The 24,046-nt window shown below is 61.4% G+C and carries 26 protein-coding genes; 17 read left to right on the forward strand and 9 right to left on the reverse strand.

Annotated features, from left to right (window positions below; all coding sequences use genetic code 11):
• The first annotated feature begins 516 nt into the window (after nt 1-516).
• Nucleotides 517-2,304 carry an aryl-sulfate sulfotransferase gene (locus B5E67_RS04820; RefSeq protein ID WP_087383361.1) on the forward strand — a complete coding sequence of 596 codons (1,788 nt, stop codon included), beginning with the start codon at nt 517-519 and terminating at the stop codon, nt 2,302-2,304.
• Nucleotides 2,305-2,367: 63 nt separating this feature from the next.
• Here the strand turns inward: B5E67_RS04820 and B5E67_RS04825 are convergent, their stop codons facing one another.
• Nucleotides 2,368-2,793, reverse strand: coding sequence for a NifB/NifX family molybdenum-iron cluster-binding protein (locus B5E67_RS04825; protein ID WP_087383364.1), 426 nt, complete (start codon nt 2,791-2,793; stop codon nt 2,368-2,370).
• A gap of 267 nt (nt 2,794-3,060) precedes the next feature.
• Between B5E67_RS04825 and B5E67_RS04830 the strand changes: the two genes are divergently transcribed.
• From B5E67_RS04830 to B5E67_RS04840, 3 genes are read left to right on the forward strand one after another with little or no spacing between them, the layout of a single operon-like run.
• Nucleotides 3,061-3,786, forward strand: a complete 726-nt coding sequence (locus B5E67_RS04830; protein ID WP_242956784.1) for a LytTR family DNA-binding domain-containing protein — start codon at nt 3,061-3,063, stop codon at nt 3,784-3,786.
• Nucleotides 3,779-5,101, forward strand: coding sequence for a sensor histidine kinase (locus B5E67_RS04835; RefSeq protein WP_087383367.1), 1,323 nt, complete (start codon nt 3,779-3,781; stop codon nt 5,099-5,101). The genes B5E67_RS04830 and B5E67_RS04835 overlap by 8 nt, the downstream gene beginning before the upstream one ends.
• Nucleotides 5,098-5,829: an EFR1 family ferrodoxin gene (locus B5E67_RS04840; protein ID WP_087383370.1), complete on the forward strand. Its 732-nt coding sequence runs from the start codon at nt 5,098-5,100 to the stop codon at nt 5,827-5,829. The genes B5E67_RS04835 and B5E67_RS04840 overlap by 4 nt, the downstream gene beginning before the upstream one ends.
• 239 nt (nt 5,830-6,068) lie before the next feature.
• Here B5E67_RS04840 and B5E67_RS04845 read toward each other — a convergent pair whose 3' ends face one another.
• The 3 genes from B5E67_RS04845 to B5E67_RS04855 form a co-directional block, all read right to left on the reverse strand.
• Nucleotides 6,069-6,410 (reverse strand): sigma-70 family RNA polymerase sigma factor, encoded by a 342-nt coding sequence (locus tag B5E67_RS04845; RefSeq protein ID WP_087383373.1) that lies wholly within the window; start codon nt 6,408-6,410, stop codon nt 6,069-6,071.
• 7 nt (nt 6,411-6,417) lie between these two features.
• Complete coding sequence (locus tag B5E67_RS04850; RefSeq protein ID WP_087383376.1) at nt 6,418-8,241, reverse strand: recombinase family protein; 1,824 nt, start codon at nt 8,239-8,241, stop codon at nt 6,418-6,420.
• 88 nt (nt 8,242-8,329) lie between these two features.
• A complete protein-coding gene (locus B5E67_RS04855) occupies nt 8,330-9,007 on the reverse strand; it encodes a Type 1 glutamine amidotransferase-like domain-containing protein (protein ID WP_087383380.1) in 678 nt (225 codons plus the stop codon).
• Nucleotides 9,008-9,160: 153 nt separating this feature from the next.
• On the opposite strand from B5E67_RS04855, the gene B5E67_RS04860 reads away from it, so the two are divergent.
• Entirely contained in the window at nt 9,161-9,394 is a 234-nt protein-coding gene (locus B5E67_RS04860; RefSeq protein ID WP_087383383.1) for a hypothetical protein, read from the forward strand.
• Nucleotides 9,395-9,467: 73 nt separating this feature from the next.
• Here B5E67_RS04860 and B5E67_RS04865 read toward each other — a convergent pair whose 3' ends face one another.
• On the reverse strand, nt 9,468-9,752 hold the full coding sequence (locus B5E67_RS04865) for a hypothetical protein (RefSeq protein WP_087383386.1): 285 nt from the start codon (nt 9,750-9,752) through the stop codon (nt 9,468-9,470).
• A gap of 205 nt (nt 9,753-9,957) precedes the next feature.
• Between B5E67_RS04865 and B5E67_RS04870 the strand changes: the two genes are divergently transcribed.
• The 8 genes from B5E67_RS04870 to B5E67_RS04905 all read left to right on the forward strand — a co-directional run bounded on the left by B5E67_RS04870 (nt 9,958) and on the right by B5E67_RS04905 (nt 16,974).
• A complete protein-coding gene (locus B5E67_RS04870) occupies nt 9,958-10,494 on the forward strand; it encodes a GDSL-type esterase/lipase family protein (protein ID WP_087383390.1) in 537 nt (178 codons plus the stop codon).
• Nucleotides 10,491-10,874: a rhodanese-like domain-containing protein gene (locus B5E67_RS04875; RefSeq protein ID WP_204246525.1), complete on the forward strand. Its 384-nt coding sequence runs from the start codon at nt 10,491-10,493 to the stop codon at nt 10,872-10,874. Before B5E67_RS04870 ends, B5E67_RS04875 begins: the two co-directional genes overlap by 4 nt.
• 237 nt (nt 10,875-11,111) lie before the next feature.
• Nucleotides 11,112-11,960, forward strand: a complete 849-nt coding sequence (locus tag B5E67_RS04880; RefSeq protein WP_087383393.1) for a cell division protein FtsQ — start codon at nt 11,112-11,114, stop codon at nt 11,958-11,960.
• Nucleotides 11,961-11,964: 4 nt separating this feature from the next.
• Nucleotides 11,965-13,680, forward strand: a complete 1,716-nt coding sequence (locus B5E67_RS04885; RefSeq protein WP_087383396.1) for an energy-coupling factor transporter ATPase — start codon at nt 11,965-11,967, stop codon at nt 13,678-13,680.
• Nucleotides 13,670-14,497 carry an energy-coupling factor transporter transmembrane component T gene (locus B5E67_RS04890; RefSeq protein WP_242956789.1) on the forward strand — a complete coding sequence of 276 codons (828 nt, stop codon included), beginning with the start codon at nt 13,670-13,672 and terminating at the stop codon, nt 14,495-14,497. Before B5E67_RS04885 ends, B5E67_RS04890 begins: the two co-directional genes overlap by 11 nt.
• Before the next feature lie 18 nt (nt 14,498-14,515).
• Nucleotides 14,516-15,349, forward strand: coding sequence for a PHP-associated domain-containing protein (locus tag B5E67_RS04895; RefSeq protein ID WP_087247369.1), 834 nt, complete (start codon nt 14,516-14,518; stop codon nt 15,347-15,349).
• The gene (locus B5E67_RS04900) at nt 15,343-16,128 is read left to right on the forward strand and encodes an inositol monophosphatase family protein (RefSeq protein ID WP_087383401.1); all 786 of its coding nucleotides are present in this window, start codon (nt 15,343-15,345) and stop codon (nt 16,126-16,128) included. The genes B5E67_RS04895 and B5E67_RS04900 overlap by 7 nt, the downstream gene beginning before the upstream one ends.
• 12 nt (nt 16,129-16,140) lie before the next feature.
• Nucleotides 16,141-16,974 carry a MurR/RpiR family transcriptional regulator gene (locus B5E67_RS04905; protein ID WP_087247371.1) on the forward strand — a complete coding sequence of 278 codons (834 nt, stop codon included), beginning with the start codon at nt 16,141-16,143 and terminating at the stop codon, nt 16,972-16,974.
• 63 nt (nt 16,975-17,037) lie between these two features.
• Here the strand turns inward: B5E67_RS04905 and B5E67_RS04910 are convergent, their stop codons facing one another.
• Nucleotides 17,038-17,280 (reverse strand): helix-turn-helix transcriptional regulator, encoded by a 243-nt coding sequence (locus B5E67_RS04910; protein ID WP_087247373.1) that lies wholly within the window; start codon nt 17,278-17,280, stop codon nt 17,038-17,040.
• 109 nt (nt 17,281-17,389) lie between these two features.
• Between B5E67_RS04910 and B5E67_RS04915 the strand changes: the two genes are divergently transcribed.
• The 3 genes from B5E67_RS04915 (at nt 17,390) to B5E67_RS04925 (ending at nt 19,434) form a co-directional block, all read left to right on the forward strand.
• Nucleotides 17,390-17,827, forward strand: a complete 438-nt coding sequence (locus B5E67_RS04915) for a hypothetical protein (RefSeq protein WP_087383404.1) — start codon at nt 17,390-17,392, stop codon at nt 17,825-17,827.
• Nucleotides 17,828-17,905: 78 nt separating this feature from the next.
• On the forward strand, nt 17,906-18,379 hold the full coding sequence (locus tag B5E67_RS04920; RefSeq protein WP_087383407.1) for a TspO/MBR family protein: 474 nt from the start codon (nt 17,906-17,908) through the stop codon (nt 18,377-18,379).
• A 428-nt stretch (nt 18,380-18,807) separates the two neighbouring features.
• Nucleotides 18,808-19,434, forward strand: a complete 627-nt coding sequence (locus B5E67_RS04925; protein ID WP_087383410.1) for a twin-arginine translocation signal domain-containing protein — start codon at nt 18,808-18,810, stop codon at nt 19,432-19,434.
• A 199-nt stretch (nt 19,435-19,633) separates the two neighbouring features.
• Here the strand turns inward: B5E67_RS04925 and B5E67_RS04930 are convergent, their stop codons facing one another.
• From B5E67_RS04930 to B5E67_RS04940, 3 genes are all read right to left on the reverse strand, one after another.
• A complete protein-coding gene (locus B5E67_RS04930; RefSeq protein ID WP_087383413.1) occupies nt 19,634-20,080 on the reverse strand; it encodes a hypothetical protein in 447 nt (148 codons plus the stop codon).
• The gene (locus tag B5E67_RS04935) at nt 20,077-20,523 is read right to left on the reverse strand and encodes a LytTR family DNA-binding domain-containing protein (protein ID WP_087365015.1); all 447 of its coding nucleotides are present in this window, start codon (nt 20,521-20,523) and stop codon (nt 20,077-20,079) included. The genes B5E67_RS04930 and B5E67_RS04935 overlap by 4 nt, the downstream gene beginning before the upstream one ends.
• A 178-nt stretch (nt 20,524-20,701) precedes the next feature.
• Nucleotides 20,702-21,607 (reverse strand): LysR family transcriptional regulator, encoded by a 906-nt coding sequence (locus B5E67_RS04940; RefSeq protein WP_087383416.1) that lies wholly within the window; start codon nt 21,605-21,607, stop codon nt 20,702-20,704.
• Nucleotides 21,608-21,766: 159 nt separating this feature from the next.
• Between B5E67_RS04940 and B5E67_RS04945 the strand changes: the two genes are divergently transcribed.
• Complete coding sequence (locus tag B5E67_RS04945) at nt 21,767-23,797, forward strand: FAD-binding protein (protein WP_087383419.1); 2,031 nt, start codon at nt 21,767-21,769, stop codon at nt 23,795-23,797.
• Nucleotides 23,798-24,046 lie beyond the last annotated feature (249 nt).

The following is a 24,046-nucleotide window of genomic DNA, read 5'->3' on the forward strand; positions in this document are numbered from 1 at the left end:
TGCAATATTTTTGTGTCGAAAAATAGATTTTCACAAAAATTTTATTGCGTAAACCCAGGGGCCGTTATCTTATGCGAAATATAAAGAAACGACTCGCTTTTTGGCGCGGCAAAACAGGCGCTCTGCGCCCAAAACCGACCCGGAACCCGCCGCCGGACAGGGTCAAACCGGGGATAAAATCCAGGCCGGACCAAACGCAAAAAATAAAATACATCGCCCCAAAATCCAAACCGTTTTTTCTCTGCGAATTACCCCGCCCGGGCCGGGAATGGCGGAAACCCGGGGCCCGAAAAAACGGATTTTTTGCCGGAACAGGGAGGGGCGGAGTCATTTTTTACAAAACGCTTACCCAATTTGTGGCTCTGGCAACAAATTGGCCATGATTTTGCCATACCGCGGAAAAAATGGAGTGCTATACTAGGTCTGGTCTGCCGGGCGCGCCGAATCAGTCCGAGGGACCTGTTTCACAAATCAAGATCCTGACATGAGACCGCATGCAGAAAGGATTGTACGCAGATGAAAACAGAGCCAAAACATAAACGACGTATATGGATCCCGCTGCTGATTCTGGCGGCGGTGATTTTGCTGATTGCCGCCCTGGTGCCGGTGGTGGTACCGGCGGTGGGCAAGTGGTTCACCGACCAGGAGGGCGAAGTCCGGGACGGCTGGGCCGTGGACGTGGGCGATCTGGTGGGCGTGGACGAGGCCGAACAAATCGAAATCCGCACCGCCCCCGTGGAGTCCAGCATCACCGTGATGCAGCTGGTGCCGGTGGAGGTGGAAGAGGAAGGCTTTACATACTACGACACCGACGTCCAGCAGCGCATCCGCCGGATGGTGGACCGGGGACAGCAGATGTCGGTCAACGGCCACACCTGGACCGCCGAAACCCCCATGGCCTTTTTGAACCCCTTCGGCACCGGTTCCAACGGGCTGTATCTGTATTTTGAGACCGACCTTCCCACCCGGGTGGAATACACCATCCATGTGGACGACGAGCGAATCCCCGATTTCACCGCCACCGCCGCCGACAGCTCGGGGGAGGAATATTCCACCGTCCATAAATTCCAGATGATCGGCCTGGTGCCCGGAGAGACCAACGAGGTCACCATGACCATCCGGGGCAAGTGGGGGAACGTCCGCCAGCGGGTGCGGTTTACCATCGAGATGCCCGAACCCTATTCCGGCTACGACACCCTGCTGAAGGTCACCGACGGCACCAGCACCGCCGCCCAGGACGAGGGCCTGTTCACCATGATGCGCACCAACGGCTATCTGGGCTATGGCTTCCTGTACGACAACAGCGGCGTCATGCGCTATGAGATGGAGCTGGAAGGCTTCGGAATGGACCGCATCCTCACCTATGGGGATGAGATCGTCACCTGTGTTTCGGCCAACAAGCTGGCCCGGATCAACGGTCTGGGCGAGGTAACCCAGGTGTATCCCCTGGGGGACTATGAGCTTCACCACGACATCAACTACGGGCAGGACCACACGGTGGTGGCCCTGGCCGAAAAGACCGACGCGGTGGACGTGGAGGACATCGTCCTGGAGATCAACCTGGACACCGGCGAGGTCACCGAACTGCTGGACTTCAAGGACCTGATGGGCTCCTACCACGAGGAGACCCGGCCCATCAAGGGCACCGACCCCTTCTTCTGGCAGGTGGGAGAGCAGGACTGGATTCACCTGAACACCATCCAGTACCTGCCCGACAGCGACAGCCTGGTGGTCTCCTCCCGGGAGACGTCCACCGTCATCTGCGTAAAGGATGTCCACACCACCCCCGCCATCGACTGGATGTGCGGCGACCCCGATTTCTGGGAGGGCACCGAATACGCCCAGTACTGCCTGGAGCCGGCGAATGACTTCACCTGGCAGTACGGCCAGCACAGCGTGGAATATGCCGAGGGCGAGGAGCCGGGCATCTGCTACCTGCGGATGTACAACAACAACTATTGGGCCCTGTCCTCCCGGGACGACTACACCCCCGACCTGGACAAAGGGGTGAACACCGAGCTCTACGGCGGCGACGGGGACAACAGCTATACCTACGTCTACCGCATCGACACCAACGCCGGTACGGTGGAACTGGTGGAGTCCTTCCCGGTGCCCTATTCCAGCATCGTGTCCAACTCCACCCTGAATACGGATACCGGCCACTGGACCGTCAACAGCGGCGTGGCCATGGTGTTCGGCGAGTACGACGCCGACGGCGTCCTGATCCGCCAGTACAGCTACGACTGCACCATGCAGGGCTACCGCACCTTCAAATACGATTACAAGGGCTTCTGGTTCCAGTAACTAAAGCAAAAACCCCGGCCTGGGCGTTCCAGGCCGGGGTTTTTCTGTGGAGGGAAAGAGGAATTACTCGGCGTGGCAGCCGCCGTTGCCGGCGCAGCCGTGCTTTTCCTCGCTGCCGCAGGCGTGCTCGCCGCAGCTGTGGCCCTGCTCATGGCCGTGATGGTCGCAGTGGACGTCGGGATTGTAGCTGAGGGTGCCGTCCAGCAGAGCCTGGACCGCAGCGTCCGCCTGGCCCGACACGCCGCCGTACAGGCGGATGCCGGCCGAGGCCAGGGCGGCCTGTGCGCCGCCGCCGATGCCGCCGCAGATCAGGGTGTCAGTCTGCAGCTGGCTCAGCAGACCCGCCAGAGCGCCGTGGCCCTGGCCGTTGGTGCTGACCACCTGACTGCGCACCACCTGGCCGTTTTCCACATCGTAGACCTTGAACTGGGCGGTGTGGCCGAAATGGGGGAAAACAAAACCATCCTGATAGGTAACTGCAATTCTCATAGTCGTTTCCTTTCTGTTGTGAAAAGCCGGCGCCTCCCGACGGCCGGCGGGAAGATGTGGTTCCCTGCTATTGTAGCACGGTTTGCCGCCGGATGCCAGTGCCTGGGTCTCATTCGTCGGAACAAAAGCCAAAAGGCGGCGAAAAAGGGGCCCGGCCCGGCGCTTGACAAGCGCGGCGGAATTGTGTATTTTTATTGAAAAAATACCGTGATGCCGGCGCCGGATCAGGCCGGAAGTGACTGCAAAAAACAGGGGATTGGCGGAGGAATGATGAATATATTGATATGCGACGATGAACCCGCCTTTGGGGAGCGGATTCAAAAAGCGGTGACCTCTTTTTTTGGAACAAAAGGGGTGGAAGTCCAGACCCGGGTCTGCACCCGTGCGGAGGAGGCAGAGGCCCTGCCGGATCTGGAACAATATCAGCTGGCGTTCCTGGATGTGGATTTGATCACCGCCAGCGGCATCCAGCTGGGCCGTACCCTCAAACAGAAAAATCACGACATCATGCTGGTGTATATCTCGGCCTATCTGGAATTTGCCACCCAGGGATATACCGTCAGCGCCTTCCGGTATCTTTTGAAGGAGTCGCTGCGCCAGACCCTGCCGGTCTGCCTGGAGGAAGTTTATACCGAATTGTTTATCAGCCAGAAGGCCCTGGTGGTGGAGGTCAACCGGGAAGTGGTGCGGATTCCCTATGACCGGATTTATTCCCTGGAAAGCGAAGGCCGCCGGGTGATGGTCTTTGGAGAGACGCCCCATAAACCGCTGTGCATTTATTACGGAAAACTGTCCGAGCTGCCGGAGGAACTGTACCGCAGCGGATTCCTGCGGGTGGGCCGGAGCGCCGTGGTGAATATGCGGTATATTCACAAGATTCTGGGCTATAAAGTCCAGATGGAAAATCAGGTGGAGCTGAGCGTCAGCCGGGCCGGATACGGCGCGATCCGGGGCACCTATCTGGAGTGGAAAGGGCGATTTGGCAATGGATAAACAATGGCTGATGTATCTGCCCTGCGCGGGGGAATTCCTGGCGGTGCTCCAGATTGAGGCGGCCATGCTGGGCCGCGGCAGATTGTCCTGCCGGCGGGCCGCCGCTCTGGCCATGGGTCTGTGGATGATCTCCCAGGTTCTGTGGGGGGATTATGTCCCATACTCCCCCTGGTCGCTGACCTTCAACGGGCTGCGGTTTGCGGCCGCGTCCCTGCTGTTCGGCGGGAAACTGCTGGAAAAGTTCTTTTCGGTGGTGGTCTGCGGGGTGACGGTGCTGGGCTATGAAAACGTCATGACCTCGCTGGCGGCCACATTCTGGGGCGTCCGGCTGGCGGACGTGTGGCCCATGCCCTTTTCCATCCTGGCCTATGACGTGGTGCTGAACCTGCTGGTCTGGCTTGCCGTCCGCGGGATGAAAAAGTTTGTGGTATACGTTGAGCCCCGCCAGCGGCTGGTGGCCGACATTTATCTCTGCGTGGCCGCCGCCATGAATGTGCTGCTGGCGGCCTTTGACCAGGTTTCGGATCAATACAGCTTTATGCTGCTGCTCTGCGTGGGGCTGCTGCTGTCGGTGGCGGTGTATTTTGTGCTGCTGACCATGTTCAGCGGCCAGACCCTGCGGGCCAGCCGGGCCCAGAGCCGGATGGAAATGGAACAGGAGCGGGCCGACGCCCTGATGGAATCCTACCAGACCCAGCGGCGGCTGACCCATGAGTTCACCAACCACCTGGATGCGATCCACTTTTATCTGGAACAGCAGGACATGGAGGGGGCCCGGGCCTACCTGGCCAGCGTCTCCCAGAAGATTTCGGCGGGGACCGCGGTGGTCGACACCCACAACCCCCTGATGGACGCCCTCCTGAGCAAGGAATACCATCAGGCCGCCGAAAAAGGGGTGATGCTCCACTTTGACCTGTGCGATCTGCGCAGCTTTCCGCTGCGGAACGCCGACCTGGTGACGGTGATGTGCAACCTGCTGGACAATGCCATCGAGGCGGCGGTGCGGGCCGACCCGCCCCAGATCACCCTCCGCATCCGCCGCACCGGAGAGGAATATATTGTGTCGGTGCGCAACCGGGTGGAACAGGATCTGGATTGGCCCGGCGGCACCCTGCCGCCCACCACCAAGACCGGGCCCGGCCATGGCATGGGCCTGGTGAACGTCTGCAGCGTGCTGGACCGCTGGGGCGGCGAGTATACCATCAGCTGCAGGGATCGGTGGTTCTGCTTTACCTTCACCCTGCCGGCCCCCGGCCCGGCAGAAGGGGAGGAGATCCGCCCGGCGGAGGCGGCAAAAGGAGGACAGCAAGGATGATTTTTTATTTTTCCGGCACCGGAAATTCCCGGTGGGCTGCGCAGCAGCTGGCGTCCTATACCGGGGACACGGTCTGTGACCTGGCCCGGATGGACAATCTGCCCGACCTGCAGGGGGAGAGCCGGATCGGCCTGGTGTTCCCGGTGTATGCCTGGGGCCCGCCCCAGATGGTGATGGAGTTTGCCCAAAACCTGCCCCGGACGGGGGCCTTCACCTTTGGCGTGGGGACCTGCGGCTCGGAGGCCGGCCTGGCCCTGAAAAAGCTGGCGGCGGTCTACCCGCTGGACAGCAGCTACAGCCTGGTGATGCCCAACAACTATATTCTGGCCGAGGACGTGGAGAGCGACGGCGCCGTCCGGCGGAAACTGGCGGACGCCTCCTGGCAGATGGAGCGGATGGCCAAGGAGATTTTGGCCGGTCAGAAGGTCTATCGTGTCAAAGAGGGGCCCATGGCCTGGATTAAGTCGGGGGTGGTGAACGCCGGATTCAACCGGTTCGCCCGGGACACCAAGCCCTTCCACGCCGATGACCGGTGCAACGGCTGCGGCCTGTGCGCCTGGAACTGCCCGGCACACGCCATCACCGTCACCGACGGCCGGCCCCCGGTCTGGACCGGGAATTGCTGCCAGTGCCTGCGGTGCCTCCATGAGTGCCCCCAGCAGGCCATCCAGTACGGCAGCAAGACCCAAAACCGGGGCCGGTACACCATCTACAAGTATCTGGGCTGACCGGAAATCCACCAGAACGCCTGTCTTTGTGAAAAACAGGCCGCGGTTTGGCCCCGCAGGGGTCCCGGCGGGGAACACCGCTGCACCTCCCGGCTTTTTCAACCCGGATCCGCCGTAGGGTGGAATGCTGCCGGGAGGCGAACGCGCCTCCCGCAAACAAATGACGCAAAAAGCGGGCTGAGAACTTTGTTTCTCAGCCCGTCTTTTTTGTGGAGCGGGGAAAAGGCCGGCCGCGCCTTTTACCGCTCCCACTGCGCCCGGATTTCTTCCAGGGCGTGGGTTTCCAGGCGGGAGACATAGCTCCGGCTGATGCCCAGCAGCTGGGCGGTCTCGGACTGGGTCAGGGGCGGCTGGCCGCCCAGGCCGTAGCGCAGCAGCACCAGCTGGCGCTCCCGGGCGGGCAGCGCCTCGATGAGGCCCCGCAGGCGGGATGCGTCGTCTTTCTTTTCACAGGTTTCTTCCATGCAGGCGGTGTCCTGCAGCAGGTCGGAGAGGGTCAGGGCCGAGTCGTCTTTGCCGGTGTCGAGGGATTCCTGCAGAGAGAACGTCGGCCCGACCTTTTTTTCGCGCCGGAACTGCATCCGGATTTCATTTGCTATCCTCTCCCCAGAGAGCCGAATCGGGCGAATCGGCCCCCAAAGCGCCGGATTCCACCCAATGTCCCGGATGGCCGGAGGATTCGCGGGGGTTCATCGACTCGGGACCCCCGGGTTCGACGGAATTTGCCTCCGCGCCAGGGCCGGGGGTCAGCCCGTCCGGGGTCTCGTCCTCCGCGCCAAAAAACACCACATGGGCCCACGTCCCGTCCCAGACCACCTTTTGCACCAGGGTGCGGAGGGCGGCCCGCTTTTGTTCCACCGACATCCGGTCCAGGCTGTCCCGGAAAACCGCCAGCAGCTGACGCAGCAGGTCCAGTTCGGCCGGGCTGAGGGTGTTTTGCGGGGGAGCGCTTTCCAGCTCCTGAATCCGGGACTGCAGCGCGGCGTCCTGGGCGTGGAGCTCCTCCAGACGCTCTTTCAGGTGGACCGAGGCGGCGCTGCCGCCGAAATCGGCCAGAGCGTCCAGCAGGGCGGTGATTTTGCGCCGGGTGAGGACCTGCTGCTGGCGCAGGTCCTCCAGCATGGGCGGGGATTCCTCCCGGCTGCCGGTGTATGAGCGCTTGCTCTTTTCCAGCAGGGTCAAAAATACGTCCCGGTCGCCCGCCAGCTGTTTGACCTGCTCCACCACGGCGGCGTCCAGCCGGCCGCCGCTGGCGTTGGGACAGCTGCACAGGCTCCGCTTGCTGTGCTCTTTTTGTTTGCACACATAGGCGTAGACCGGTTTGCCGTCGGCGGCCGGTCGGGACAGTTTGGGGTACATGCGGCTGCCGCACCGGCACCAGAGCAGGCCGGTGAGCAGCGCCTCATTGCTGCGGGGCTTGCGGTAGCTCTTGGCCTTGTTCCGTTCCAGAGATTCCTGCACCCGCACCCAGACCCGGCCGGGGATCAGGCCCGGATGCTGCCCCACCGACACAATCCATTCGCTGGGGGGCAGGTAGAGGGTGGCCCGGCCCTTTTCCTGGTCGGTGCGGTTGTAGGCCAGGATGCCCCGTTCCCCGTCAAAATCCCCGGCGGGGGAACACAGGCCGGCCTGCTTGTCCACAAAATACCGGTAGGCGTCCGGGTCGGCCAGGAGATATACGGGGTTCTGCAAAATCCCCTTGATGGAAAACCGGGTGAAGTTTCGCCCGGTTTTGGTGTGGATCTGCCGGCGCAGCAGTTCCGCCTCGGTCATGGTGAGGGAATCGGTCTCGCTGTACAGCTGATAGATGGTGCGGACGATGTCCGCCTCCTGAGGGATCAATTTCAGTTTGCAGGCCCGCTTGGTCTTGCCGTCCACCGTCACCGTTTGGACCGCCTCGGAAGTGTAGCCGGTGGGGGTGGTGCCTCCCAGCCAGCGGCCGGTTTTGGCCAGCTCCTGCATATTGTCCCGGATGCGCTCGGCGATGGTCTCCCGTTCCAGCTGGCTGAACACCGACGCAATGTACATCATGGCCCGGCCCATGGGGCTGGAGGTGTCGAAGCTCTCCCGGATGGAGACAAAGTCGATCTGCAGCCGGCCCAGCTCCTGGATGAGGGCGGAAAAGTCGCTGATGCTGCGGCTGATCCGGTCCAGCCGGTAGACCACCACCGCCCGGAACTGCCTCTGCCGGGCGGCCCGCATCATTTTCTGGAAGCCGGGGCGGTTCAGGTTGCCGCCCGAGAAGCCCTCGTCCTCAAAGACCACCGCCCCGTCGGCGCAGAGGTCCCCGAAGGCAGTGCGGATATAGGCCCGGCAAAGCTCCACCTGGTTCCCGACGCTTTCCCCCTTGCCGGTGAAGCGGGATTTCCGGGAATAGATGGCGATGACGTTGGGATTTGGCTGTTTCTGCATGGCGGAACTCCTTTCACTGGATGTTATATGCGGGGGAGGGACATCCCATGAAGGAGAGGACGGGGCAAGCCGGTAAAAGAAGTTTTGGTTATTGGGATAAGGGGGTGAATACTCGGACATCCCCCAGAAGTTTGGTTTCGGAACCGTCGATTAGGATGGCAGAACGGTCTGTGACGGTGGCGTAAACGATTTTCCTGCGTTCATTCAGGACCCGCTGAATGGCCTGATTTTGCACATCGGTTCCTTCATAGTGGACTTCCAGATAAAAATCTTTGAGAATTGGGAGTCCGCTATAGTAGGAAAATTCCGGATAGTCTGAATCCGGCGACAGATGGTATTCCTGCAGCTGAAGAACTGCGCCAGCGCTGTAGCCCATCATAATCCCCTGAAAAGAGAGCAGAGTGTTTCTCAAATCAAAGGCGTCAATCCGTTCCAGCATACGGTCGGGCAGCCCGCCCGGGAAATAGACGATGTCAGCTTGGCGAAGGAGTTCTGCGACTTGGGATGGAGTGTCGGTATAGTAGTTGATGATCCGGATGTTGGATTCGGGAATGCCGTAATGCAGGAAGGGGGTGACCATAGCATCGTAATACATGCCGCCATCTTTTCCGTATAAAGTATTCCAGTCTTTCAGGCAATGGACGGCGCTGTCGCGGTAGGAAAAGGCAAGGATAACCACCTTGTTTTTCGGGCGAATATAGCGGCGAAGCTCCGCTGAGAGGAAATCGGAGGAGAAATCCAGAATATCCAACAGAATATGTACCATGAGCGCCTCCTTTGGCGATATTGAATGCTCTGTGAAAAACAGTTGATTTTACTATAGCACAGATAGTGTCTGCAAACAATCTGCTTCCCAGTCATACCAGACAGGCCGTGCACAATAGGATAGAACCAGGCGAACAGGCGGGAGGCGGTGGGGATGAGACGGAGCGCACCCATTCGGGTGGTGGTATATGGCCCCGGCACCGGGGCGGGCCGGCAGGAACTGGCCCGGCGGGCGGCGGAAGTCCACGCCGAATTTGTGGCCGACGCCGTCCGGCGTCTGGACTGTCCGGCCCGGCAGAAGCTGGAACTGCTGCAGGCGGTGATGGACACGGTCCAGAGCGCCTGTCCCTCCGGACAGCCCGGGAAAACCCCGCCCCCTCGCCCCTGAAGAGAAACAGCCGCCCGGAACCCATCCCGCAACGGGGAGAGGCCGGGCGGCTGTTTTGTTTGGAATAAACGGGTCAACGGGAGCGCTTTTTGTCGTACCAGGAGTTCCAGGTCCGGCGGGCGGGCTGGGGGTCCTTGCGCAGGGTGTAGACCAGCAGCACCAGCATCAGCAGGGCGAACAGGGCCATGACCGTGCCCTTGACCGGGGCGCCCTGGCTGTAAAAGAGAACGGCCACGCCGGCAAAAACGGCAATGAAGCCGCCCATAATCAGAACATAGAGAGCCCGGTTCTTTTCCCGCAGGCGGAACAGCACGTCACTCAGGAAAAACGAGGCCAGATCCATCAGCAATTCACCCATACACAGCGCTCCTTCCAACGTCTTTTTTCATTCTAGCACAGATGCGGGAAAAAGAAAAGAAGGGGGACGAATGTGCGTCAGTCACAGTGGAGCCAAAGAGGCGTTGTGAGGGGAAACGGGGCATGTTATAATAAGACCATCCAACCCACACGCGCACGCTGCGGCGGGCGGGGAATGCAAAGGAAACAGACCGGAGGAACGCCGTATGAACGTCATCTGTTTTGGGGATTCCAATACCTATGGCTACGACCCCCGCTCCTGGCTGGGGGACCGGTACGACCCCCAAAACCGGTGGGTGGACATTCTGGCCGGGAAAACCGGCTGGAACATCTCCAACCGGGGCCAGAACGGCCGGGAGATTCCCCGGCAGCCCGTTTCCTTTCCGGCGGACACCGGCCTGCTGGTGGTGATGTTGGGCACCAATGACCTGCTGCAGGGCTGCACCCCGGCGGAGGCCGCCGGCCGGCTGGAACGGTTTCTCACCGGGCTGGACCTGGAGCGGGAAAAGATTCTGTTGATTGCCCCGCCGCCGGTGACCTTTGGGGAATGGGTTCAGGACGAGCATTTGATGGACGCTTCCAAAGCGTTTGCCCGGCTCTGCCGGGAGCTGGCGGCGCGGCTGGGAATCCGGTTCGCCGATGCAGGGCTCTGGGGCGTGGGCCTGGCCTACGACGGCGTCCATTTCACCGAGCAGGGCCACCGGGCCTTTGCAGAGGGTCTATACAAGGAGGTGTTTCGATGAAAAAGCGCATTCTGCCGATGTTGTGTTCGGTGCTGATGATGCTCACCGCCTGCGGTGCCGCATCCTCCGACGCCTACAAGAAGATCAGCCAGGAAGAAGCCAAAGAGATGATGGACACCCAGGAGGTTCTAATCCTGGATGTGCGGGAGCAGAGCGAATACGACGGCGGCCACATTCCCGGGGCCGTCCTGCTGCCGGTGGGCACCATCGACGAGGAGAGCGCCGCCGCCGTCATCCCTGAAAAGGACACGGTGGTGCTGGTCTACTGCCGCAGCGGCAACCGCAGCAAAAAGGCCGCCAAGGCCCTGGCCGATCTGGGGTATACCGGCATTTATGACTTCGGCGGGATCACTACCTGGCCCTACGACATTGAGTCCTGACCGAAGAACTGAACAGGAAAACCACCGCCGCCCGGAGGGAAACCTCTCCGGGCGGTTTTTGCACGTCGGGACGTCATGCGGGTTTCAAAAAGAAAATATATTTTCATAAAAACAAGAAACTGAAATAATTACAAACATTTTACAGGGCCTTGGTCGCAGGATTTACATTCCTCTGGTAGACTGTGAATTGTTCCAAGAAGCTAACAAATTCATGGATATCATTGGGAGGTATCATGTATGACGTCCATCCATAAGCAAGCGGCCAACCAGTCGCAGAAGCTGATGATTTTTGTGCTGTCCATGGCCCTTTACGGCCTGGCTACCCTGTTCTCGGAGCTGATCCCCAAGTTTCAGGTGGGCATTGTGGAGTTCTCGGTGGAGTACTTCCTGTTCATCCCCCTGACGCTGGCCATGCTCTTTGACCCCATGTCGGCGGCCCTGGGCGCCGCCACCGGTGAGCTGGTGTTCAGCGAGATCATGCTGGGCCAGTTCGGCGGTCTGGGCGAAGTGGAAAAATTCATCACCGTCACCATCGGCGTCTACGTCGCCGGCCGTCTGGTCCGCGACCCCGCCAACCGCACCATGGTGGGTGCGGCGGCCATCGGCGGCACCGCCATCCAGCTGTTCCTGGGCATGGTGGTGGACATCCTGAAAGTTCAGCTGGCTGTGGATGACTTTGAGGCGGTGGCCGGCCTGCCCGAGAGCGTCTTTGCCACCGAGGGCTTCGCCTTCCTGAACGACCTGCTGTTCTCCGGCATCCTGTTCTGCCTGCTGCCCACCCTCTACCTGGTGCCCAAGCTCCACGGCAAGATCGAGCCCCTGCTGGGCATGGAGCCCCGCACCACCCAGACCGCCCTGGAACCCCTGGGCGCAAAAGCCATCCTGGGCTGCGCTGCGGCCTTTGTGGTGGCAGCCGTCACCCAGCTGCTGGCCAAGAGCGGCATGAGCCTGATCGACTGGGAGGCCGACTGGGCCGAGAGCTCCACCTCCATTGCGGTGGCCATGGTGGCAGCCGCTGTGGTTGTGGTGGCCGTGGTGCTGGCCATGCGGAAACGCACCGAACAGATCCCCTCAGAAAGAGGTTGAACCCATGCACGCGATAGAGATAGATCATCTGACCTATTCCTATCCAGGCGCAGAGCATCCCACCCTCAACGACATCACCGTAACCATTGAACAAGGGGACTTTCTCGCCATCGTTGGAAACAACGGCTGCGGAAAGTCCACTTTTTGCAAGACCCTCAACGGTCTGATTCCTCAGTTCATCAGCGGTGCGATGGAAGGGCGGGTCCTTGCCTGCGGGCTGGATACCCGGGAAACCGATGTGGGCACCCTGGCCCGCAAGGTCGGCTATGTGTACCAGGATTTCGAAAACCAGATCATCCGGCCCACCGTGCTGGACGATGCGTCCTATGCCTGCCAGAACTACGCCATGCCCGATTACCGCCAGCGGGGCCTGGACGCCCTGGAACAGTGCGGCCTGCGGGGCAGGGAAAACGATTTCATCTGGCAGCTGTCCGGCGGCCAGACCCATCTGCTGGCCCTGGCGGGGGCGGTGTCCCTCCAGCCCGACGTGCTGATTCTGGACGAGCCCATCGCCCAGCTGGACCCCGGCCACGCCGACCGGATCTACGCCGTCCTGCGGGAGCTGAACGAAACTTATCACAAGACCATCATCGTCATCGAGCACCACACCGAGTACATTGCGGACTTCTGCAAGCATGTGATGCTGATGAAGGACGGCCGGGTCCAGTGGGTGCTGCCCACCGCCGACGCTCTGCAGCGGGTGGACGAGCTGCAGAGCTGCAATATCTTCCCGCCCCAGGTGACCATTGCCGCCCGGCGGATGCAGCAGGCCGGCACCCTGGCCCCGGATGTGCTCCTCCCCACCACGGTGGAGGCGGGCCGGGCGGTCTTTGCCCCCAAGGCAGAGCCGGACCCCCGTCCGGCAGCCGTCCCGCACCCGGCCGGGCCTGCGGCGGCCGCCTTTGAAAAGGTGTCGGTGTCCTACCGCAGCGTCAAGGGCGCGCCCCACAGCGTCTTTTCGGGTCTGGACCTGGAAATCCACAAGGGGGACAAGGTGGCCCTGATCGGCTCCAACGGCGCCGGCAAATCCACCTTCATGAAACTGCTGGTGGGCCTGCTGAAGCCGGAATCCGGCGCCGTCCAGCTGAACGGCGTCCGGCTCCACGACGTCAAGCCCGAAGCCCTCTCCCGCCAGATCTCGATGGTCTATCAGAACCCCGAGGACATGTTCATCAAGGATTCCATCGCCAAGGACATCGCCTACGCCATGGAGGCGCGGGGAGTGCCCGACGCCGCCCGGCGGACCGACGAGCTGCTGCAGCGGTTCCGGCTGAGCGACCTGCGGGACCGGGACGGCCGCCTGCTGTCGGGCGGACAGATGCGCCGGGCCAGCCTGGCCATCGGCATCGCCCTCAATCCGGGGATTCTCCTGCTGGACGAGCCCACCGCCAACCTGGACATCGCCACCCGCAAGGAGATTATGCGGACCCTGGAGGACCTGAAAGAGATCACCGAGACGGTGGTCATCGCCACCCACGATATGCAGCTGGTCTGTGAGTGGGCCGAACGGATTATTGTGCTGTGCGGCGGCCGGGTGGTGGCCGACGGCACCCGGGATGAGGTGTTCGGCAACCGGGCCGTCCTGGAACAGGTGGGCATCCGCCCGCCCGAGATCTTTACCATGGGGCAGGCTCTGGACCCGCACGCCCTGTGCTATACCATCGATGATTTCCTGCGCTGTTTTGAGGGGAGGCCCGCTTGCTGTGAAAATGGTCGATAAACTGTCGGAAAACATCCTGGACAAATTCTCCATGGACTTTCTCCGCAATCAGGTGCTGAAAAACGCCTACGGCAACAACGATACCCTGGTGGCCGCCATGGACCCCCGGATTCTGATTGCCTGGTATCTGTTCTTCGGGCTGGTGCCCTGGTTTGTGAACAGCCTGCCCTTCCTGCTGGGGTGCTTTGTGCTGGTGACCATCACCACCGCCCTGGCCCATGTGGCAGGGCTGGTGCTGTTCCTGTTCGGTCTGGGTGTGTTCTCCCAGACCGGGTACCTGCTGGTGGTGACCTGGCTGTTCGGCGGCGACGCCTCCGCCATCGCCCCGCTGCTGGTGCTGACCCTCAAGGTGGCCACCGTCTCGCTGGCGTCGGTCACCGTCTTTTCCGGGATGGACCCCGACAAGCTGTCCCAGGGCCTGATGTGGTTCGGCTGCCCCGAACGGCTGTCCTTCTCCATCTCCTACGCCTACCGGATGCTGCCCATCCTGATGGAGGAGTTCCAGAGCGTGCTGCTGTCCTACCGGCTGCGGGGCAACCCGCCCGAACACGACACCCTGGGGGGCAAAATCCGCTACCTGATCTATCAGGTGCGGATCATCGTGTACGCCTTTTATCCGTTGATGCTCAACACCGCCAAGCGCTCCCGCACCACCGTGGAAGTGCTGGAGATCAAGGGTTACCGCTACGCTGCCGTCAACAAAGAGGTCAAGCGGCTCAAGCTGTCGGTCCTGCGGGTCACCAACAATGACCTGCTGTTCCTGTCGGTCTCCTTCCTGTGGGTGGCGGTCACCATCCTGATCTCCACTTTGATCTGACGCCGGAGGTTTTCACCTATGTATATGGATTTTCACACCCACGGGAAGCTGGCCAAATACCTGCCCTTCTCCACCGAATACACCGACTGGCTTCTCAACGAGGCCAAAGAGGCGGGGCTGGACGCCATCTGCCTCACCGAACATTTCAACACCCAGCAGTTTGACACCCTCTACGGCTACATTGCCGACCGGGGGGACAAGGAAGGGGACGCCTACGTCATCGACGGGCTGAAGGTGTTCCCCGGCATGGAAACCGACATCGCCGAGGGGGGCCATGTGCTGTCCATCGGCCCCATGGAGGCCATCCGGGAGCTGAACCGCCGCCTGACCCCCTACAAGAGCAAAAATGCCTTCCTGCCGGCAGAGGAACTGTTCCGCCTGTTTGACCAGTACCCGGTGCTGGTGGGCGCCGGACACCCCTTCCGGGAGGGCGGGCACATCCCCGAGCTGTCCCCCGAACTGCTGGCCCGGTTTGATTTTCTGGACCTGAACGGCAAGGACGTGGCCGTGGACCAGGACCGCACCGAACATCTGACCTTCGGCCTGGGCCAGCGGCTGAACAAGCCGGTGGTGGCGGGCAGCGACACCCATCAGGCAGTGCAGTACGGCTGCATCCGCACCTGCTTCGAGGAGGAGTTCGACACCTTTGAGGAGCTGGCCCGGGAGATGAAGGCCGGCCGCTACCAGATTGTGATTCACCCCGACGCCGACATCAAGGTCAAGACCGCCAACGTCCTCAAGCGGGCTCTGAAGGAAATCCACGCCCTGGGCGGGGATTATGTGTCGGTGCTGCTGCGCAACGGCGGCGAGTCTCCCGCCGTCCTGATGGCCAAGGGGCGCAGCGCATGCTGACCCTGGACAGCAGCGCCCTGCTGCAGGAAGCCGCCGCCCTGCTGCGGCAGCAGAGACAGCTTCTCTACAGCCGCACCCTGGCCGGCCAGACCCGGGCCAAGGGAAAGACCGATTTTGTCACCGCCGTGGACACCCGGGTGCAGGAGAACATCCGGATGGCCCTGGAACAGCTGACCCCCGGCGCGGCCCTGATGGCCGAGGAAAAGGACAACGCCGCCGTGGACCTGAACGGCGCGGTCTGGGTGCTGGACCCGGTAGACGGCACCACCAACCTGATCCACGGGTTCCGTCACAGCGCCATTTCGCTGGCGCTGGCGGTGGAGGGCCGGGTGGAGCTGGGCCTCATCTATGACCCCTACGCCGATGAACTGTTCACCGCCCGGAGAGGGAAGGGGGCCTTCTGCAACGGAGAACCCATCCATGTCAGCGGGGCGGCGGCCCTGGCCGACAGCCTCTGTTCGGTGGGCACCAACCCCGGCTGCCGGGACCAGGCCGACGCCGCCTTTGCCCGGATGCGCCGCATCTACGACCGGTGCCACGACGTGCGGCGGGTGGGGGCCGCCTCCATCGAACTGTGCTATGTGGCCTGCGGACGGCTGGACGCCTATCTGGAACACGGCCTCAAGCCCTGGGACTACGCCGCCGGGATGCTGATTGTGGCCGAGGCCGGGGGCCGGGTGACGGATTTTGCCGGGGACGCCCCGTTGCTTGACGCATCCCGGTGTGCTATACTGGCTACCAACGGGCAGATTCATTCGGAGCTGCAATCCCTGTTGTAAAAGGAGCCATCCATGCCATTTTCCTTCCCTCAGATGCCGGACCGGCTGACGTCCACCGAGCAGTCCATTCTGGAATATATCGCCGCCCACCGGGACGAATTTCTCTGCATGACCATCGGACAGTTGTCCGACGCGCTGGGCATTTCGGAGGCCACCGTCTCCCGGTTTGCCCGCCATGTGGGCTGCGAGGATTTCCGGCATCTGAAGCGGGTGATTCTGGACCAGACGGTCCAGCGGGGCCCCGCCCAGAAGCTGACCCATACCCTGCAGACCCAGGAGGCCAGCCCGCTGGCCTACTGGCTGGAACAGCAGCGCTACAACCTCCAAAAGACCCAGGAGCTGCTGGACGAGGAGGGGTTCGCCCAGGCGGTGGAGGCAATCTGCCGGGCCCGGCGGGTCTTTCTCTACGGCAAGAACGCCTCCCGCGCGCCGGCCCAGCTGCTGGAATACCGTCTGCGGCGGATCGGGGTGGATGTGCGGCAGATTCCCTCGGCGGGCACCGAGCTGCTGGAAAGCCTGCCCGCCATGGGCCCGGAGGATTTGGTGGTGCTGTTCAATTTCGCCAAGTTGTCGGCCGAGGGCAGGGTGCTTCTGGACTACCAGAAAAAGGCCGGCTACCAGACCCTGCTGTTCACCAGCCGGGCCTATCACGAGATGCAGGACGCCCAGGCCAGCATCCGGCTTCTGGTCTACCGCGGGGAGGAAAACGCCCAGCATTCCATGAGCGCCCCGGTGGCGGTGGCGGAAGCCCTGACCCTGGCCGTGTCGGCCCGGATGGGCTCCGACGCTCTCCAGCGCCTGGAGGAAATCCGGCAGCTGAAGGACACCTACCGCCACAGCCTGTAACAAAACAAATCAAACCGCCGCCCGAAGGGGGAGACCTCTCCGGGCGGCGGTTTTTTGTGGGTTTTATTGAATTTCCTGCTCCAGTGCGTCAAACTCGGGGGTGGAAAAGAATTCCCCCAAGGTGATGCCCAGGCCGTCGCAGATCATTTTGATGGTCAACAGCTTGGGATTTTGGCTCTTGCCGTACAGGATGTTTTTGATGCTGGACGGCGGCAGCGCACAGAGGGTGGCCAGCTTGTTGATGGTGATGGAACGCTCTCCGCAGAGAGTCAAAATGCGGTTTCGGACGGCAGCAACCGTGTCCATGATGTTTCCCTCCCGGATCATTTTCTTTAGGATAAACAATCCGGTTGCGCAAAATAGGCTATGCGTGCTACTATATAGGCTATACATAGACTATTTTGGAGGAGAGCATATGCAGGAAAAGGGATGTACCTTCTTTGGACATCGGGACAGTCCCCCGTCGATCCGGCCGCAGCTGAAAGCACTGCTGATGGAACTGGTGGAGCGGCAGGGCGTGACGACATTTTACGTGGGAAATCATGGCGCCTTTGATGCCATGGCCGCCGGTGTCCTGCGGGAACTAAAACTTCTGTACCCGGAAATTTCGTATACCGTCGTTCTGGCCTATATGCCGCGCAGACCAGAGGACGGAGGCCCTCATACCATGCTGCCGGAGGGGGTGGAAAAGGTTCCCAAACGGTATGCCATTTGCTGGAGAAACCGTTGGATGCTGGGCCATGCCGATTATGTGGTGACATATGTGGCCCATTCGTGGGGTGGGGCGGCTCGGTTTGCCAACGAAGCCCGCAAACAGGGCAAGACGGTTTACAACCTGTGGAGGGAAGAATAAACGTATCTGAAACGCCCCGAACATTTCCCTGTGTATACCCCTGTGGTTTTTGCATACCCTGTGATGGAGGGATGCAATATGAATCACACCAAAATCAAGACCTATCTGTTCGGGATTCTGCTGGCCGAGGCCGCGGGCGGCCTGGCCGGCTGGCTGACCCGGGAGGATGTCCGAATCTACACCGACAGCATCACCCAGCCGCCCCTGTCGCCGCCGCCGCTGGTGTTCCCGGTGGTCTGGACCATCCTCTATGCCCTCATGGGCATCAGTGCGGCCCGGGTTGCCCTGACGGCCGACACCCTGGAACGGCGGCACGGGCTGTGGATTTTTGGGCTGCAGCTGGCCATGAACTTTTTCTGGAGCATTCTCTTTTTCCGCTTCCAGATGTTCGGCCTGGCCCTGATCTGGCTGGCCGCCCTGTGGGGCGTCATCCTCTGGATGATCACCGTCTTTGCCCGGGTGGAACCATGGGCCGCCCGGCTGCAGATTCCCTATCTGGTGTGGGTGGCCTTTGCCGGGTATCTCAACCTGGGGGTCTGGATTTTAAACTGAATCACTCCAAACCAAAACCGGAAAAGCCGGGCCTGTGGGGGCCGGGCTTCTCCGGTTTTTGCCTGTGAAGCGGGGGAGGGTTCCGGGGATGGCTTTGCCCGACCGGACACAGGAAAAAGGCGGCGGCCCAAAGCGGGACGGGCCGCCGAAAAAGCTCTGCCTGGGGCGCAGAGGTAACCGGCCGCCGACGCGGAGGACAGGCTGTTTTTGTGGATTTTGCCACGGCAAAACCCCACAAATACCACAGCGAAAAATTGTATACTGTACTGAATCTGTGGGTTTGGAGGAAAGAGAAGCCAAAAAATCCGCCTTTCTTCCGCTGGACGTGCTATACTAAAACCAGCAGATTCTGCCTGTCCTTTGGGGCAGAGGGCGGGATCTGCGCCGGGATCAAACCCAAAATCTTCGATCAGCGAGGAGGATGTACCATGTTGATATCCCGCAGATCTTTTTTGAAGGGCACCGCCCGGGCCGGCGCCGCTGCGCTGCTGCTGACGCTCCCTGTGCCCGCCCGCGCCGCCGGCGACAAACAGATGTCCGCTGCGGACAGCGTGAAGATTCTCCAGGCCACCTCCGAGGACGCCTATCTGCAGATCAAACTTGACTCGGTTTCCCGCTCGGTCTACGGGCAGCAGGAGCCGTCCTGTCTGGTGCTGCTGGGGTTCTCGGTCACCAACCGGACGTCTGAGCCGGTGTGGCTGTATCATCTCCACGGCAATCCCTTTGGCGAGTACTACGACGGGTCCACCGGCATCAGCGGGACCTTCCAGGACCAGGCCTTTCAGGTCCAGATCACCCGCAGCGACGACATGGCCCAGGCCGACCAGACCACCGCGGACGGAACGGTCTGCACCGCCTACGGCGTCAACCCGGGGGAGACCATCGAAGTGACCGCCACCGGCAGCATGAGCAGCGAGGCGGGCACCTTGACCCTCACCTTCACCCCGCCGGAACAGCACGGCGCCAATGCGGGCGCGCACGATACCACCCACACCTTCAAGGTGGAGTTTTCCCAGAAGTGCGATTCCAGCAGCCTGCAGATGGCGTACCTGTGACACGCCGGCAAAAAAAGCCGAACCCCCTGAAACAGAATGCTCTCTCTCCGGCAGACGGCGCCGCCGCTGGCCGGGAAGGGAGCATTTTGCCTGTGCGGCCATGGACCGCAAAAGGCGCGTGACGCCCCAAACCCGCAGCGAAAAATCCGCCGTTCCCCGTCGGCTGGGGAAGGGCGGATGTTTCTGTGTAGGGGGGCCGTCAGAGGTCCGGGTGATCCTGGGGATCAGGGGCCTGGTGCTGTTTCCGCCACAGTTCCAGCTGGCGGTTGAAATCTGCCGCCTCTGCCTGGCGCTTGGCGTCAAAATAGAGCTGGATCAGGCGGTAAAAGATGAGATAGCCCAGGCTGAAAGCCAAAATGCTCCATACGTTCTGAGGCACCCAACCCAGACAGAGCCAGGCCAGGAAAACCAGCACATAATTCACGGCGACCGAGCAAAAACGATACTGGCGGCAGGTCCGGAAGGGGATCAGGGAGATCAGGTAGTCCACCGCCTCGATCCCCACCAGCAGGACAAAGATCAGGACCACCGGCCAGGAGGACGAGCCATAGTTGCCGGAAAGAATGTTCCACAGGCAGCTGCACAAAAGAACCAGGGTGAACAGAACGCAGGCGGCGGACAGGCGGGACAGAATTTCCTTTTTCATACAGAATCTCCTTTCAGCTGGCGGCGCAGCGGCTCGATGTAGTTGCGGTTGATGATGAGGGACTCGCCGTTTTTCAGCATCGCCTTGAGCCGGTGGTTGAACAGAGGTTCCACATAGTCCAGAAAGGCGATGTTCAGGATGCAGCTTTTGCTGATCCGCGCAAAGCCGCTGCGGATCAGCTGAGGTTCCAGGGCGGCCAGGGTTTCATGGCAGGCGTAGACTTCCTTCTCCTGATAGAGAAAGGTTTTGCCGTCGATGGATTCCAGATAGCAGATGGTTTCCAGCGGGAGCTGGAACTGGCGGCTTTCCTGATAGCCGGTCAGGCAGAAGCCATACTGCCGGATTTGTCCCACCAGCTTTTGCAACCGCTGGTCCAGACAGGCGCAGCGGATGGTGATTTCGGTCTCGCGGACCGATCCATCCTCTTGGATGGTCAGTTTCATGGTGAAAAGCTCCTTTCCTGAATCTCAGCAGGGCCCTGCCGCAGTGCAAGTATAGCAGACCCTCCCGCGCCAAAGCAACCGAAGAAACCCAAGCTGCCCTCAGCCCTGCCCAAATGCCCCGCAACAAACCGCCGGACCTTCTGGAAGTCCAGAAAGCCCGGCGGGGGAGAGGATTTTTTCAATTCAGCAGGCCGAACAGCTGATGCTGGTGGGCCTGTACCACCTGACTGATTTGGTCGATATACTGGCGGACGGTCTCGTCGGGATGGGCGGCGGTCACGATGCCGAACCGGCTGCCCTCGCCCCAACGCAGCATCCGCACCGCGTCAAAATTGGGCCGGCGGTGGTAGATGCAGGAGGCCAGCATCAGGGTGGGCAGGCCGTAGGCGGAACTGGTGACGGTGCCCGGCTGGATCACAACCCCGCCCTGTTTGCCGGCCTGGTGGATGAGTTCGGTTTCATAGAGGGTCTCGCTGGCGGGAAAGGCGAAAATCCAGCGGCAGGACAAAGCGTCCTCCAGGGAGAGAACGTGCTGGGGCAGACTGTCGGGGACATTGAAGGGAAAGCACAGCTCGGGCAGGTTGAGAAGGGGGATGAAGCGCAGCCCCCGGGCTGCGATGTCGGCGTATTCCGGTTGAAAGGACAGGTCGGCTTCGCCGCTGTCCAAAGCCCGCCAGACGTCGGCACGGTTGGCGCAGAACTGCACCAGAGGCGAAAACTCCACACACAGCTCGGGAGTCATGGCGAACAGTTCAAAGCAGAGGGTGGCCAGCACAGAGTCCTGACAGGCCAGAAACAGATGCCGGTGAGGTGGGCGGGATTCCTGTTGGATGGCTATGCCCTCCTTGACGGCGGTGTCGTACAGGCGCAGGATCTGTTTGGCTTTGGGGTAAAAGCTGCGCCCCGCCGCCGTCAGGGTTACCTGGCGGGCGCCGTGCTGGAACAGGGTGAAGTGCAGCTGGTTTTCCAGGGTGCGGATCTGCTGGGACAGGGCGGACTGGGAGATGAACAGGGCGTCCGCCGCCGCGGTGAAGCTGCCCAGCTCCACCACCTTGACAAAACCGGTCAGGGCTCGTTCGGTCATGGGGGCATCCTCCGTGGTTCATAAGGTTTTCCTAAAGTGTACTATAAAAACTATGATTTGTAAATCGGAGCGGGATTCGCTAAACTTGTTAAGAAAACCGCAATCCCTGCGGATGAGGAAGGTTTTTGAAGAAGGAACGAAGAAAAAGGAGTTCAGACCATGAAAAAGATTTCCCGTAAAGGTTTTCTGAAGATTGCCGCGGCCGCTGCCATGGGCAGCGTTACCGCCGGCGCCCTGGCCGCCTGCAATTCGGCCAGTTCGGCCGCCTCGAGCGCAGGCTCGGCAGCGTCCGGCGCCACTTACATCCCCGGCACCTATGAGGGCACCGCCGAGGGCATTTCCTCCACCGTCAAGGTCACCATGACCTTCAGCGAGACCGCCGTCACCGACGTGGTGGTGGATACCTCGGGCGAGACTGCCTCTTACGGCGCTGCTGCCGCCGACCAGCTGAAGGAGCAGCTGCTGGCCGCCGGTTCGGCTGAGATCGACGGCGTGTCGGGCTCCACCATCACCTCCGAGGCCGTTATGAAGGCCGCTAAGAGCTGCTTTGCCCAGGCCATGGGCGAGACGGTGGTGACCTCGGTTCAGCTGCCCACCGGCGATGAGAACGACTGGCTGGGCACCGAGCCCGACATCGACGAGGACGCCATCACCGAGACCTGGGACACCGACATCGTCATCGTGGGCGCCGGCAACGGCGGCATGTGTGCCGCCGCCTTTGCCGCTCAGAACGGCCTGAACTTCCGCATCATCGAGCAGAACTCCGCCGTCATGGAGACCCGCCACTGGTACGGCACCATCGACAGCAGCGAGGCCAAGAAGCAGGGCGTCCCGCCGGTGGACCGCGCCGAGCTGCTGAGCGAAATTTCCCGCTCCATGGGCGGCCGCTGCGATCAGCGTGTGGTTAAGACCTGGATCAATGAGTCCGCCGCCATGCACGACTTTGTGTCGGGCATTCTGGAGAGCGCACCCTACAACTACACCTGCAACCTGACCCTGGGCGACGAGGCCAAGTGGCCCGACGACACTCAGATCAGCCAGACCAAGCTGATGTTCCCGGTCCAGCAGGTGGACTACAGCAGCGCCGAGAAGCCCCGCAATCAGGTGTTCCAGGAGTACATTGAGAGCCTGGGCTACTCCATCGACTTCAATACCGGCCTGGCCAAGCTGGAAAAGAGCAGCGACGGCCGCATCACCGGCGTCATCGCCCAGAGCACCGACGACGGCCACTTCATCCGCATCAACGCCGCCAAGGGCGTTCTGCTGGCCTGCGGCGGCTACGCCGGCAACCCCTACATGATGGAGCAGCTGGACCCCCTGGGCACCAGCGTCACCACCGCCTGCTCCTACGCCCCCGCCGACAAGGGCTATGGCATCCGCGCCGCCATCTGGGCCGGCGCACACCTGGATGCCGAGGCCGCTCCGGTTCTGTTTGACCGCGGCTTGGTGGCTCCCGGCGTCAACTCCGGCTATGTGGAGTCGCCCTCTTCCTTCGGCGGCAAGGCATTCCCCGGCACCGTAGGCCAGTACAACCCCGGCAGCCAGCCCTTCCTGAAGGTCAACCGTCACGGCGAGCGCTTCATGAACGAGAGCCAGGAGTACGACAACGCTTCCCACGCCTCCTTCCAGCAGCCCGGCCATGTCTACGCCATGATCCACGACGCCAACTTCCGTGAGGATGTGGACCGCTTCCACACCATCGGCTGCTCGGCTCTGACCCGCTACATCCCCGGCATGATGGAGAGCCAGCTGGAAGAGTATGAGGCCCAGGGCCTCATCATGAAGGCCGACACCATCGAGGAGCTGGCCGACAAGATGGGCTTTACCGGCGCCGACAAGGATACCTTCATCGCCACCGTGGCCCGCTACAACGAGCTGTACGACATGCAGAAGGATGAGGACTTCGGCAAGCCCGCCAGCCGTCTGAGCGCCATCAAGACCGCTCCCTTCTACGGCTGCTGGCTGGGCGCTTCGCTGCTGTGCAGCCTGCAGGGCATCTCCATCACCGAGAACTGCCAGGCCAAGGACGACAACAACGAGCCCATCCCCGGCCTGTACGTCACCGGCGATATGTCGGGCAGCTTCTTCCAGAACAACTACCCCTGCGTCATGGGCGGCACTGCCTGTGGCCGGACCCTGACCTTTGCCATCAAGTCCATCAAACAGATGGCCGGCATCGACAACGTCTGATTGCACCACGGCTTTTTGAAAAACACATAAATCTATGAAGAAAACCGCCTCCACAGGTCAAACTGTGGGGGCGGTTTTCGGTGGGGGTCAAATGGTTGTATTTTCCTATAGCATAGCAGAGTGGGCGGGGCTTTTCAAGAAAGCGAGGTCTGAAATACAAGGCTTCGGGCGCTGGGCCGGCCCATTTGCGCCCGGCCCCCGGGCGTGCTACAATAAGAAAGAAAAGATTGCGGAAAGAGAGGAAACAAA

The sequence above is a fragment of the Faecalibacterium sp. An122 genome, assembly GCF_002160895.1.
Classification (GTDB): domain Bacteria; phylum Bacillota; class Clostridia; order Oscillospirales; family Ruminococcaceae; genus Faecalibacterium.

Excerpts from the sequence above, each read along its gene's own strand:
- B5E67_RS04820 (WP_087383361.1), top strand. The coding sequence starts at position 517 with ATGAAAACAGAGCCAAAACATAAACGACGTATATGGATCCCGCTGCTG.
- B5E67_RS04825 (WP_087383364.1), bottom strand. The coding sequence starts at position 2,793 with ATGAGAATTGCAGTTACCTATCAGGATGGTTTTGTTTTCCCCCATTTC.
- B5E67_RS04830 (WP_242956784.1), top strand. The coding sequence starts at position 3,061 with ATGATGAATATATTGATATGCGACGATGAACCCGCCTTTGGGGAGCGG.
- B5E67_RS04835 (WP_087383367.1), top strand. The coding sequence starts at position 3,779 with ATGGATAAACAATGGCTGATGTATCTGCCCTGCGCGGGGGAATTCCTG.
- B5E67_RS04840 (WP_087383370.1), top strand. The coding sequence starts at position 5,098 with ATGATTTTTTATTTTTCCGGCACCGGAAATTCCCGGTGGGCTGCGCAG.
- B5E67_RS04845 (WP_087383373.1), bottom strand. The coding sequence starts at position 6,410 with ATGCAGTTCCGGCGCGAAAAAAAGGTCGGGCCGACGTTCTCTCTGCAG.
- B5E67_RS04850 (WP_087383376.1), bottom strand. The coding sequence starts at position 8,241 with ATGCAGAAACAGCCAAATCCCAACGTCATCGCCATCTATTCCCGGAAA.
- B5E67_RS04855 (WP_087383380.1), bottom strand. The coding sequence starts at position 9,007 with ATGGTACATATTCTGTTGGATATTCTGGATTTCTCCTCCGATTTCCTC.
- B5E67_RS04860 (WP_087383383.1), top strand. The coding sequence starts at position 9,161 with ATGAGACGGAGCGCACCCATTCGGGTGGTGGTATATGGCCCCGGCACC.
- B5E67_RS04865 (WP_087383386.1), bottom strand. The coding sequence starts at position 9,752 with ATGGGTGAATTGCTGATGGATCTGGCCTCGTTTTTCCTGAGTGACGTG.
- B5E67_RS04870 (WP_087383390.1), top strand. The coding sequence starts at position 9,958 with ATGAACGTCATCTGTTTTGGGGATTCCAATACCTATGGCTACGACCCC.
- B5E67_RS04875 (WP_204246525.1), top strand. The coding sequence starts at position 10,491 with ATGAAAAAGCGCATTCTGCCGATGTTGTGTTCGGTGCTGATGATGCTC.
- B5E67_RS04880 (WP_087383393.1), top strand. The coding sequence starts at position 11,112 with ATGACGTCCATCCATAAGCAAGCGGCCAACCAGTCGCAGAAGCTGATG.
- B5E67_RS04885 (WP_087383396.1), top strand. The coding sequence starts at position 11,965 with ATGCACGCGATAGAGATAGATCATCTGACCTATTCCTATCCAGGCGCA.
- B5E67_RS04890 (WP_242956789.1), top strand. The coding sequence starts at position 13,670 with ATGGTCGATAAACTGTCGGAAAACATCCTGGACAAATTCTCCATGGAC.
- B5E67_RS04895 (WP_087247369.1), top strand. The coding sequence starts at position 14,516 with ATGTATATGGATTTTCACACCCACGGGAAGCTGGCCAAATACCTGCCC.
- B5E67_RS04900 (WP_087383401.1), top strand. The coding sequence starts at position 15,343 with ATGCTGACCCTGGACAGCAGCGCCCTGCTGCAGGAAGCCGCCGCCCTG.
- B5E67_RS04905 (WP_087247371.1), top strand. The coding sequence starts at position 16,141 with ATGCCATTTTCCTTCCCTCAGATGCCGGACCGGCTGACGTCCACCGAG.
- B5E67_RS04910 (WP_087247373.1), bottom strand. The coding sequence starts at position 17,280 with ATGGACACGGTTGCTGCCGTCCGAAACCGCATTTTGACTCTCTGCGGA.
- B5E67_RS04915 (WP_087383404.1), top strand. The coding sequence starts at position 17,390 with ATGCAGGAAAAGGGATGTACCTTCTTTGGACATCGGGACAGTCCCCCG.
- B5E67_RS04920 (WP_087383407.1), top strand. The coding sequence starts at position 17,906 with ATGAATCACACCAAAATCAAGACCTATCTGTTCGGGATTCTGCTGGCC.
- B5E67_RS04925 (WP_087383410.1), top strand. The coding sequence starts at position 18,808 with ATGTTGATATCCCGCAGATCTTTTTTGAAGGGCACCGCCCGGGCCGGC.
- B5E67_RS04930 (WP_087383413.1), bottom strand. The coding sequence starts at position 20,080 with ATGAAAAAGGAAATTCTGTCCCGCCTGTCCGCCGCCTGCGTTCTGTTC.
- B5E67_RS04935 (WP_087365015.1), bottom strand. The coding sequence starts at position 20,523 with ATGAAACTGACCATCCAAGAGGATGGATCGGTCCGCGAGACCGAAATC.
- B5E67_RS04940 (WP_087383416.1), bottom strand. The coding sequence starts at position 21,607 with ATGACCGAACGAGCCCTGACCGGTTTTGTCAAGGTGGTGGAGCTGGGC.
- B5E67_RS04945 (WP_087383419.1), top strand. The coding sequence starts at position 21,767 with ATGAAAAAGATTTCCCGTAAAGGTTTTCTGAAGATTGCCGCGGCCGCT.